Source organism: Streptomyces sp. NPDC048337, assembly GCF_043201175.1.
Taxonomy (GTDB): domain Bacteria; phylum Actinomycetota; class Actinomycetes; order Streptomycetales; family Streptomycetaceae; genus Streptomyces.
Genome location: NZ_JBICYR010000002.1, coordinates 230422 through 240631 on the forward strand (window position 1 = coordinate 230422; position 10210 = coordinate 240631).

Consider the following 10210-nt stretch of genomic DNA (forward strand, 5'->3'; position numbering starts at 1 on the left):
GCCCGTGGCTGATAATTCGGTGTCAGACAGAGGGGTGGGGTGCGCATGGGGTCGTTGAACGCATCGGCCGAGGCCGTGTCGGGAACGGACAGGTTCGACTGGTTCTGCGAGACGGTGTCGAGCGATCTCCTGCCCGTGTCCGTCAGCAGCCGGCACACGACCGACTTCCGTGCGAGCATCGCCGATCTGGAACTCGGCGACCTGCGGTTGTCGACCTTCGCCTTCTCCCCGGTGCAGGCCCGCCGCACGGCGGCCCACGTCAGGCAGGGCGATCCCGAGCACTACCAGCTGACACTGGTCAAGCACGGCGTCTTCAACTCGTCCCAGCAGCGGAACGAGTCGGTGATCACGGGGGACATGGTGCTGATCGACACCTCGTACCCGGCACAGAACCACACCACCAGCGCCGACGGCCGGGTCGAGGCGGTCATGCTGCAGATTCCGCGTGCGGCCCTGCCCCTGCAGCCCGATCGGGTGGAGGGCCTCCTCGCGCGGCGCATCCGCGCCGACCGGGGGACGGGGGCGATCCTCGGCGGATTCCTGGACACCGTGCTCACCCACAGCGCGGGCTGCCGGCCCTCGGAGCTGGCCGCCATGGGGGCCGTCGCCCGCGACCTGACGGCCGCGTGCCTGGCGCAACAGCTCGGCAGCCCTGAAGAGGCGCCGGCCGAGGCGAGGGCGCAGGCCATGCTGCAACGGGTCACACGTTTCATCGACACCAATCTCGGCGACCCCGAGCTGACGCCCCGGGCGGTGGCGGACCGGCACAACATCTCCCTGCGCTGCCTCTACACCCTCTTCGAGGACCAGCCCATGAGCGTGGCGGCCGCCATCCGCCAGGGCCGGCTCCAGCGTGCCTTCGATGACCTGGCGCGTCCGGAGCTGAGCACGCGGCCCGTGCGGACCATCGCGCTGCGCTGGGGTTTCTCCAGCGCCACCGTGTTCAGCCGGGCCTTCCGCGAAACCTACGGAATGACCCCCACCGAACACCGCGCGGCCGCCTCGGCGGGCCGCTAGGAGCGGGCTCCGTGCCCGCCCCCGAGCAGCCTCGTGCGGAACAGGCCGAGCACCTGGTCCAGCGCCGCCCGGGTGGGTTCGCCGGGGGCGTCGATCAGGTGCTCGGTCAGCACGGAGTGCGGGGGAAGCACGGCGTCGGGGTTGGCCGCGGCGTTGTCCAGCTCGACGGCGACGAAGGCGTCGCCGAGCTCGCGCCGCAGGAACGCGAACCGGTCCCCGGGAACGAACCGGTCGCCCTTGAACCGCACTCCCATGACCTGCAGACCCTCCCGCTCGCAGCGCCCCCGTACGACGGCGAGCTCCTCGGCGCTGATGTCGATCGTCCGCGACCGGCCGGCCGAGACGGCCACCGGCAGCGACGGCTGGGACAGCACCGGGGCGATCAGCCGGGCGTCGGTGGCCATGGCCAGGGCGAAACCGCCGGTCAGGCACATGCCGACGGCTCCGACGCCCGGGCCGCCGCACCGCTCGTGCTCCTGGGCGGCCAGGGCGCGCAGCCAGGAGACGACCCGGGAACTGCGGCCCGTGGCCAGCAGGGTGAACTCCCGGCTCACGCACACCTTGAGGATCGATGACATCGTGTACCGCGCGGTGCCCAGCCGGCCGTGCGCATCGGGATGGGGATCGTGACCGGGCTCGCCGAACAGCACCGGGAGCACGGCCGTACACCCGATCTCCGCGACCCTGTCCGCGAACTCCAGCACCTTCGGGGTGATGCCGGGGATCTCGGCCATCACGATCACGGCGGGGCCGGTGCCGCGCCGCAGGATCCGGCGTTGGGTCCCCTCGTGCGTGAACGTGCTCTGCTCGTACCCGGTCAGGTCGTGGTCCGTCATGCCTCTTCTCGTCCCCTCCGTGAACAACCTCGCCGATCGGGGCGAGTGTGGCACGCGGCGAACCGCCGCCCGGACCGGGCCCGGTGATGAGCCGAGCGGGTGGACCCCGCGCTGTCGGAGCGGCGGGCGGCAGCTTGGTGGGGCGGGCGCGCGTAGCGTCCGTGGCCCGACGTTGGCAGACGCCGCGAGGAGACAGGATGTCCACGGCCGACTCCCGTTCGACGGGCCGCTACGAAGACGAACTGGGTCACGCGAACCCGCTGGAAGCGGCCCGGCTGCGGGCCATCACGGAGGCATTCGACCCCGACACCGAACAGCGGCTCTCCGCACTGCGACTCCCGGAGGACGGGCGCTGCCTCGAGGTCGGCGCGGGGACCGGTACAACGGCCGTCTGGCTGGCCGCCCAGTGTCCGCGCGGCCACGTCACCGCCACCGAACTCGACGTCACGCTCATGCCGCGCGACCGCCCGGACAACCTCGACGTGGTGCACCACGACGTCACGGTCGACGAGTTCCCCGAGCACTCCTTCGACCTGATCCATGCCAGGTTCGTCCTCATGCACCTGCCCCAGCGCGAGCAGGTGGTCGAGCGGATGCGTCGCTGGCTGGTGCCGGGAGGCACGCTCCACCTGGAGGAACTCGTCAACTTCCCGTGCACCGGCATGCCCGAGACATCGCCGCTGCGCCGCAGCATCGAGACCGCGTGGGCGATGCTGGCCGACTCGTACGGGATGGAGCGCAACTGGGGAACGCGTGCCGCTTCCGTCCTCAACCGCTGCGGTTACCGGGAGGTGACGGCGGAGGCCTCACTGCCCGCCTCCCACCCGGGCGCCCCGGTCGCGGAGGTCTCGCGGCTGTCCCTGATCACCATGACCCCCGCGCTGGTCGAACGCGGCCTGCTCAGCGAGGAGGAGCTCGAAGCCGGACTCGCAGAGCTGCGCGACCCGGCCCGCGTCTCCTTCCCCCTGGCCGTCATCGCGGTCCGGGGCCGCCGCTGAAGGGGCTGATCAGTGCTGTCGGGTGCGGTCGAGGACGGCGGGATCGGGAGCCGGGAAGCGTGTGCCGGTGATGCTGTCCGGCACGGGGGTGCCCGCGGTGGAGGCGAAGGGGATGAACCCGGCCCAGGCTTCGACGGCGTCGTCCTTGGGCTCGTCCCGGGCGAAGCCGCTGCGCGTCTTGATCGAGAACTCCTCGATGGGCATGGTGAGCACCGCGGTGTACTCGGCTTCCTCCCTGCTGGGGCGGCGGGCCGCGTGGGGGCCGGAGAGGCGCCCGGGGACGACGCATTCCACGATGCGCGCGAGGGCGTCGGCGCGCTCTTCCACATCCTCGATCGCGGTGGCCCGCCCGAAGACCATGACGGACCGGTAGGCCGCCGAATGGTGGGAGGCGGCCCGGCCGAGGATGAGGCCGTCGATGAGGGTCGCCGTGACACAGACCGGGGTGCCCGCCGCGGCGGCGCTCATGAAACGCCCGTGGACCGAGCCGTGCAGGAACAGCCGGTTCCCCTCTCGCATGTGCAGGGTGGGGATGACCACCGGCCCGTCGTCCGTGCCGAAGCCGACGTGCACCGTGAGCGCTTCGTCCAGGATGGTGGGCAAGGTCCCCTCCAGGCACCCCACTTCACGCTCCGAGGTTCTGTCCGGCCGCGACGCAAGGTTCGCAGCGGAACCGTTCGGACGCTGCGGAGGCGGAACTAGGCTTTGCTCCACCCGGTCGTGCTGGAATACGCGTCAAGCAGGTCCACCACGAAGACCAGGGTCGAGCCCGCCGGGATCAACGGCGAGGGAGACTGATTGCCGTAGCCGAGACGCGGGGGAACGACGATCTCGCGCCGACCGCCGACCTTCATCCCCCTCACCCCCCGGTCCCAGCCCTTGATGACCCTGCCGCTGCCCAGGGCGAACTTGAACGGCTCGCCCCGGTCCCACGAGGCATCGAACTCCTTCCCGGACTCGAAGGTCACCCCGACGTAGTGGACCCGGACCACCATGCCCGGCTTCACCTCGGCCCCGTCCCCGACGACCAGGTCCCGGATGGTCAGCTCGGTGGGAGCGTCACCCTCCGGAACGTCGACCTCGGGCTTCGCCAGTTCACTCATCGCAGCCTCATCACTCACAGTCGAAAGCCCCCGCACGGACCAGCCGGACACGTGGACACCCCGTGCAACAGATGGTCACGCTACCGAGACGAGGCAGCCCGCTCAGAAGAAGCCCGGCTTCTTCGGGGAGTAACTGACCAACATGTTCTTCGTCTGCTGGTAGTGCTCCAGCGTCATTTTGTGGGTCTCGCGGCCGATGCCGGACTGCTTGTAGCCGCCGAAGGCGGCATGAGCGGAGTTTGATGAAGCTCCGTAGAGCCGACAGGAGTCTGACCAGCCATGATGTCTCCGGCGCCGCGCGGTCAGCGGGTTTCGCCCTGGGCGACTTCGATGCCGTCGTGCAGGTCGTCGGCAGCCTGGAGGGACGCGCCGGCTGAGAGCGCCAGGCAGGCCACCAGTACCAGGACCGCGGCGCGCCGGGTGAAGGGCTGGGCCGTCCCGGCCTCCGTGTCGTGGCCGAGGAGGGCAGCCACGCGGCGGGGAACGGGCCCAGCGGTCGCCGAGAGAGCCATGCCGGGGCGCTTGCGGCCGGCTGCGGAAGATGCGTGTGCGGCGAGTGCGGCCCGGCCGATGGCCCGGGCGGTCAGAGGCCTGCTGCCTGCGGCGCGGGCGGCGGATTCGTCGGCGCTGCGTTCCAGTGCGTAGGTGAGCGGCTCACGCAGGGTCGGCAGCGCCGGGTGGCACAGCCCGGCCAGGTCGGCCACGGCGGTGAAGAGGTGATGGCGCTCCCGGAGGTGGGCACGCTCGTGGGCGATGAGGACCTCACGTTCGGGCGCCGTGAGTGCGTGGAGCATGCCGGTCGTCATGACGATGCGGCCCGGGCGTCCGGGCAGTGCATAGGCGTCGGGGTGCTCATCGGACAGGACGACGAGTTCGCTGTTCGCGTCGGCCGCAAGCCTCGTGGCGTGGCGGAGCTGGCTCCAGCGGCGCCGCGCGCCCCGTACCAGCCGGACGGTGCACCAGGCGAGCAAGGACGCGGCAGCGACAGCGGTTGAGATGACGGTGCCGGGTGATCCGCTGCTGAGCGGGGTGAGCAGGTGGCCCAGTGCGGCGACTGCGTGGAGATGGGTGGCGCCGGGGACGATCAGCAGAGCCAGGGCGCAGGTGCTGGCGGTGGCCAGACCGGCCGCGGTCACTGTCAGCAGCCACATGGCCTGCCGCGGCTGCAGGTTCGAGGCCAGCCGCCTGCCCGCCGGTGCGACCAGGAACGGCAAGAGGAGGGGGATCCAGGCGGTGTCGATCACGCCGAGTCTCCTTCCCCGTCGAGCAGGGCGCGCAGCAGGCGCTCGTCCTCGCTGCTCAGCTGGGAGACGAAGCGGCTCAGTGCGGCCTCGCGGTCCTCGTCCTTGGCGAGTTCGGCGTGCATGCGGCGGGCGGTGAGGCCGGAGGCGTCCTCGCTGGGGACGTAGACGAACCCGCGGCCGGACCGCTTCCGGGTCACGGTGCCCTTCTCGTACAGGCGGGACAGGATCGTCGTCACGGTCGTACGGGCGAGGGCCCCGCCCACTATCTCCTGGACCTGGCCCGGGGAGAGAGGGCCGTCCGCGGCCCAGAGCGCCGCCAGCACGCTGGCCTCCAGCTCGCCGGCCGGGCGTCGCTCCGCGTTCTTGTCGCCCATGGGTGCGCTCCTCCACACATCGATCGTCTACAGTGCTGTAGACCGTCTACGGAACTGTAGTCGTCAGTCGGCAGGGTGTCGTCCCGGGCCCTGCTCTTCTCACCCTATGGGAGCTGTTCGACATGACCTTGCCCGCTCTCGCCGCGGCGTCGCAGGCGCTCGGCCCGCAGGCCGTCAACCTGCTGGACGCCGGTTCCCTCCTGTCGGCCTTCGGTGCGCTCGGGGTCGCGGTCGTCCTGTTCGCCGAGACCGGCCTCCTCGTCGGGTTCTTCCTGCCCGGTGACTCCCTCCTCTTCACCGCCGGTCTCCTCTGTGTGCCCGGCAACACCGGACCGGTCCACCTCTCCCTCCCGCAAGTGCTGTGTGCGGCCGCTGCCGGAGCCCTGCTCGGAGCCCAGACCGGCTACCTCCTCGGGCGGCGCGGCGGACGCACCCTGCTGGCCCGCAGCCGCAGCCGCAAACTCCACGAGGGCGCCGCGAAAGCCGAAGAACTCCTCGACCGGTACGGACACGCCAAGGCGATCGTCCTGGCCCGTTTCGTGCCGATCGTGCGCACCGTCCTGAACCCGATGGCCGGGGCCCTGAACGTGCCGGCCCGCGTCTTCACGCTCTGGCAGGTGACCGGCGGGCTCGTATGGACGGTGGGCCTGGTGCTGGCCGGCTACGCCCTCGGCTCCTCCGTGCCCAATGTCGACCGCTACCTCCTGCCGATCGTCGCTCTCGTCGTACTCATCTCCCTCGCCCCGCTCGCCGTGGAAGTCATCCGCCGGCGGGGCGGCCGCACCTCGAACGGAAGCTCGCAGTGAGCCTGCTCGCGCTGGACGGCCCCGCCGTCGACGGAAACCTGTACACCGGGATCACCGGCCTGGCCCAGCGGGCCCCCGGCTGGCTCGACGGCCTGGTCACCGCCTGGTCCGACTACGGCCTCGCCCTCTTCGCCCTGCTGATGCTGGCCGCCTGGTGGCGCGCCCGGGTGACGATGGATCCGGCCAGGACCGCCATGGCGCTCGCGGCACCCCTCGTCGTGGTCGCCGCGTTCCTCGCCGACACCGGCATCAAGTCGGTCTTCCGGGAGCAGCGGCCCTGCCAGACCCTGCACGCGGTCACGCTGGAGGCCTGCCCGCCGCTGGGCGACTGGTCGTTCCCCAGCAACCACGCCGCCATCGCCGCCGCGGCGGCCGCGGCCCTGTGGGTCACCGACCGCCGACTCGCGGCGGTCGCCGTGCCGGCCGCGCTGCTGATGGCCTTCTCCCGGGTCTGGGTGGGCGCCCACTACCCCCATGACGTCGTACTCGGCCTGGCCGTCGGGGCGTTCATCGCCTGGCTGCTGACCCGCGCCGCCCGCCGCGCGGCCCCCCTCGTGCAGCGGCTGAGCGGCACGCGGCTGCGACCCCTGGTCGCCGCCCGGTGAGGGCCCCCGCTGCATCACGAGCCACCCGCTGGGGTCTGGCCGCAGCGCTGTGCGCAGCCCTGTTCGCCGTACTGACCGCGCTCGTCGCAGCCCACCACGGCAGCCCGTACCCGCTCGACGAGAGCCTGCACCGCTGGTCTGTGCGGCACCGTCCCGCCCTCGCGGTCGCCCTCGCGCGCGGCGTCACCGCGACCGGAACCGGACCCGTCCCGTACCTGTGCGCCGTGATCGCCGGACTCGTCGCCGGATGGAGCCGGGGTGCCCGTGGCCAGCTGCTGACGGCCGCGGGCGCGCTCGGATTCCTGCTGCTCGCCCAAGGCCTGCGCTACGCCGTCCTGAACAGCGTGGCCCGCCCGCGCCCGCCCGTCGCCGACCGGGTGACGCACGCGTCCGGGTTCTCCTTCCCCTCGGGCCACACCGCCACCTCGGCACTGGTGGCCGGGCTGCTGGCCTGGGCGGTCTGGCGCGCGGCCTCGCCCGCCGTCGCCCTGCTGTGGTGGGTCCTGTTCGCCTGCTGGGCCGTCGCGGTCGGCCTGACCCGCGTCTACCTCGGCGTGCACTGGCCCACCGATGTCCTCGGCGGCTGGCTCTACGCCCTGACCTGGCTCGCTGCGGCCATGGCTGTAGGTGCCCGGGCTGGGCGACGCCGGGTGCCCCAAGCGGCCGTCGAGTCAGGGGCGGTCCGTGGCGACGTGCGGTGGAGGCCGCGGCCGCGCCCTGGTGGCAGTGGAGAACAAGGGATCCAAGGTCACCGAGCTGTACGTGCTCTTCCCCGATGACCGCGTCGTCGCGGAGCGCGAGAACATCGGTCCGGGCACCAAGGCCACCATCACCGCCGAGATCAAGGCGGGCGACTACGAGTTCGCGTGCAAGTCCGGCATGAAGGGCGACGGCATCCGCACCAAGGTCAAGGCCACCGGCAGCGGCGGCGAGAAGCGCAGCCCCGAACTGGATGCGGCGGTCGCGTCCTACCGCAGCTACGTGCTCGCGCAGGCCGAAGAGTCCCTCCCCGCGGTCAGGACGTTCACCGACGCCGTCCGCGCCGGGGACGTGGAAGCCGCGAAGCGGGCCTTCGCCTCCTCGCGGCGCGGCTGGGAGCGCACCGAGCCGGTCGCCGAGTCCTTTGGGGACATCGACCCGAAGACCGAGGTCCGCGAGGACGGCCTGGAGCCCGGTCAGCACTGGACCGGCTGGCACCGGCTGGAGAAGTCCCTGTGGGCCGACGGCAGGATCGGCGACGAGGAGAAGGCCCTCGCTTCCCAGCTGGACACCGACATCGCCCAGTGGCACAAGCGCGTCGGCACGGCCGAGATCACCCCCACCTCCATGGCCAACGGCGCCAAGGAACTGCTGGACGAGGTCTCCCGCAACAAGGTGACCGGCGAGGAAGACCGCTACAGCCACACCGACCTCGCCGATTTCAAGGCCAACGTCAACAGCACCCGTCGGGAGTTGTTCTACTGGGCGACGGTGCTCACCACCTTCGCCCTGGGCACCGCGGTGGGCGACCTTACGGCCGGGACCCTTCACCTGGGCTACCTGCCCTCCGGGTTCCTCTTCGCCGCCCTGATCGCTCTGCCGGTGCTGTTCCGGCGGTTCCTCGGGCTGAACGCGGTGGCCGCGTTCTGGGCCGCGTACATCCTCACCCGGCCGCTCGGCGCCTCGTTCGCGGACTGGATGGGCGTCCCCGTCTCGCGCGACGGGCTCGGATGGGGGACCGGCGCGGTCAGCCTCGCCCTGCTGGTCCCGATCGCCGTGCTCGTCGGGTACCTCCAGGTGAGCCGCGCTGACACGCCCGTCCAGCAGGTCCCCGTCGCACAGGCCCGGCTGACCCGCTCGGGGCCTGCCCGGCGCCAGGTCAGCCTTGTGCGCCGGGCAGGAGCAGGGTGAACGTGGTCGGTTCGGCACGGCGCAGGCTCAGCCTTCCCCCCGCCGCTTCCGCGAGCTCCCGGGCCATCGCCAGGCCGATCCCGCTGCCGGAGCCGCCCGTCGCCCCGCGCGCGAAGACCGCCGCAGCGTCCAGAGTGAGCGTCCCCTCGTCGGCCACGTCGACGGCGACGGCCCCGGCCGTCTCGCGGGCGGTGACGGCGGTCGTACCCCGGCCGTGGCGCAGGGCGTTGTCGAACAGGACGTCGAGGATCTGCGCCGTGGTACGGCCGGGAACCTCGAAGGAGTCGGCCCCCGGCTGTGAGCGCACCTCCAGCCGTCGACCGGCGGCGGCGAGTACACCGTGCCACCGCGACTCCGCCCGCTCCAGCACCCGGCCGAGCGGCTCGCGGGGGAGCGGAGGCCCGCCGCCGGCCCCCGACCGGGCCAGCCGCAGTACCTCCTCGACCGTCTCCTCCAGATGGCGTGCCGTCTGCAGGGCCTCCCGCACTGCGGGGCGCAGGTCCGAGCCCGGCGGGAGCTGCTGGGCGGCCTCCAGGCCGAGTTGGAGACCGGTCAGGGGAGTGCGCAGCTGGTGTGAGGCGTTGGCGCTGAAGTCGCGCTCCCGGCGCAGGAGTTGGGTCAGCCGCTCGACCATGGTGTTCTGGCTGCGCGCCAGCTGGTCCAGTTCGGTGATCCCGCAGGGCGCTGCCCGGGCGCCGAGGTCGCCGGCGGCGATCTCCCGGGCCGTACGGGAGAGTGCCTCCACCGGAGCGCTGAGCGCGCGGGCCTGCCGACGTGCCACCAGGACCGCCGTGGCCAGCGCGACCAGGGTCACTCCGAGAAGCAGCGCCCAGGCCCACAGCACGCGCGTCCAGACCGACCGGGCGGGGACCGTGGCCCGCACCACCGCGATCACCTTCTCGGCGGAGACCACCGGAACGGCGACGACCAGGTCCGCCCCGGTGCGGCCACTGACGGCCTTGCCGACGGCCGCCTCACGGGTCACCCGGTCCGCGACCGGCACTCCGGTGCCCGCGCGCAGCCGCGACGCGAGGTCGTACACCCCCAGCCTCCCGCCCGGCCTGGGCGGTGTCAGCTCAAGGGTGTCGCCGGAGGCGAACTCCGGCCCCACCGTGACCGTCGCGGCCAGGGCCGTACGCTCCAGGGCGCCGCGTTCGTCCTCGAAGAAGGACCGGTGGATGACCCAGGCGAGCGGCCCGGCCAGCAGGACGAGGGCCACCAGCGCGGCGGACACCGCGACACGCACCACACGCTGCCTCATGCGCCCATCATGGCGTCCGGCATCCGGTTTTGCCGTCGTCTAACCGTCGCCGCCCCGGCGCTTCACCTCCCGCTGC

At 72.3% G+C, this 10210-nt stretch carries 12 protein-coding genes and 1 pseudogene; 6 read left to right on the forward strand and 7 right to left on the reverse strand.

The features are described from left to right. Positions 1–45: 45 nt before the first annotated feature. Positions 46–1017, forward strand: a complete 972-nt coding sequence (locus ACGFYU_RS04095) for a helix-turn-helix domain-containing protein (RefSeq protein WP_393825662.1) — start codon at positions 46–48, stop codon at positions 1015–1017. Here ACGFYU_RS04095 and ACGFYU_RS04100 read toward each other — a convergent pair. Beyond that, positions 1014–1853, reverse strand: coding sequence for a dienelactone hydrolase family protein (locus ACGFYU_RS04100; protein ID WP_393825663.1), 840 nt, complete (start codon positions 1851–1853; stop codon positions 1014–1016). The two genes, ACGFYU_RS04095 and ACGFYU_RS04100, sit on opposite strands and share 4 nt — an antisense overlap. Before the next feature lie 197 nt (positions 1854–2050). Between ACGFYU_RS04100 and ACGFYU_RS04105 the strand changes: the two genes are divergently transcribed. Further along, complete coding sequence (locus tag ACGFYU_RS04105) at positions 2051–2851, forward strand: class I SAM-dependent methyltransferase (protein WP_393825664.1); 801 nt, start codon at positions 2051–2053, stop codon at positions 2849–2851. Between the two features lie 9 nt (positions 2852–2860). Here the strand turns inward: ACGFYU_RS04105 and ACGFYU_RS04110 are convergent, their stop codons facing one another. The 5 genes and pseudogenes from ACGFYU_RS04110 to ACGFYU_RS04130 form a co-directional block, all read right to left on the reverse strand. Then, on the reverse strand, positions 2861–3454 hold the full coding sequence (locus ACGFYU_RS04110) for a pyridoxamine 5'-phosphate oxidase family protein (protein ID WP_393825665.1): 594 nt from the start codon (positions 3452–3454) through the stop codon (positions 2861–2863). A 95-nt stretch (positions 3455–3549) separates the two neighbouring features. Beyond that, entirely contained in the window at positions 3550–3954 is a 405-nt protein-coding gene (locus ACGFYU_RS04115) for an FKBP-type peptidyl-prolyl cis-trans isomerase (protein WP_393825666.1), read from the reverse strand. Positions 3955–4056: 102 nt separating this feature from the next. Further along, positions 4057–4188, reverse strand: a pseudogene (locus tag ACGFYU_RS04120) (aldehyde dehydrogenase family protein); the annotation flags it as partial. A 68-nt stretch (positions 4189–4256) separates the two neighbouring features. Next, positions 4257–5198, reverse strand: a complete 942-nt coding sequence (locus ACGFYU_RS04125; protein WP_393825667.1) for a M56 family metallopeptidase — start codon at positions 5196–5198, stop codon at positions 4257–4259. Then, positions 5195–5572 (reverse strand): BlaI/MecI/CopY family transcriptional regulator, encoded by a 378-nt coding sequence (locus ACGFYU_RS04130; protein ID WP_393825668.1) that lies wholly within the window; start codon positions 5570–5572, stop codon positions 5195–5197. The genes ACGFYU_RS04125 and ACGFYU_RS04130 overlap by 4 nt, the downstream gene beginning before the upstream one ends. Positions 5573–5694: 122 nt before the next feature. Here ACGFYU_RS04130 and ACGFYU_RS04135 point away from each other — a divergent pair, with 122 nt between their 5' ends. From ACGFYU_RS04135 to efeO, 4 genes are read left to right on the forward strand one after another with little or no spacing between them, the layout of a single operon-like run. After that, positions 5695–6378, forward strand: a complete 684-nt coding sequence (locus tag ACGFYU_RS04135) for a DedA family protein (RefSeq protein ID WP_393825669.1) — start codon at positions 5695–5697, stop codon at positions 6376–6378. Beyond that, positions 6375–6983: a phosphatase PAP2 family protein gene (locus tag ACGFYU_RS04140; protein ID WP_393825670.1), complete on the forward strand. Its 609-nt coding sequence runs from the start codon at positions 6375–6377 to the stop codon at positions 6981–6983. Before ACGFYU_RS04135 ends, ACGFYU_RS04140 begins: the two co-directional genes overlap by 4 nt. Further along, positions 6980–7762, forward strand: coding sequence for a phosphatase PAP2 family protein (locus tag ACGFYU_RS04145; RefSeq protein WP_393825671.1), 783 nt, complete (start codon positions 6980–6982; stop codon positions 7760–7762). The genes ACGFYU_RS04140 and ACGFYU_RS04145 overlap by 4 nt, the downstream gene beginning before the upstream one ends. Beyond that, a complete protein-coding gene (efeO, locus tag ACGFYU_RS04150; protein WP_393825980.1) occupies positions 7746–8873 on the forward strand; it encodes an iron uptake system protein EfeO in 1128 nt (375 codons plus the stop codon). The genes ACGFYU_RS04145 and efeO overlap by 17 nt, the downstream gene beginning before the upstream one ends. On the opposite strand, the gene ACGFYU_RS04155 is transcribed toward efeO, so the two are convergent. Continuing rightward, on the reverse strand, positions 8842–10134 hold the full coding sequence (locus ACGFYU_RS04155; RefSeq protein WP_393825672.1) for a histidine kinase dimerization/phospho-acceptor domain-containing protein: 1293 nt from the start codon (positions 10132–10134) through the stop codon (positions 8842–8844). The two genes, efeO and ACGFYU_RS04155, sit on opposite strands and share 32 nt — an antisense overlap. Between the last annotated feature and the right edge of the window lie 76 nt (positions 10135–10210).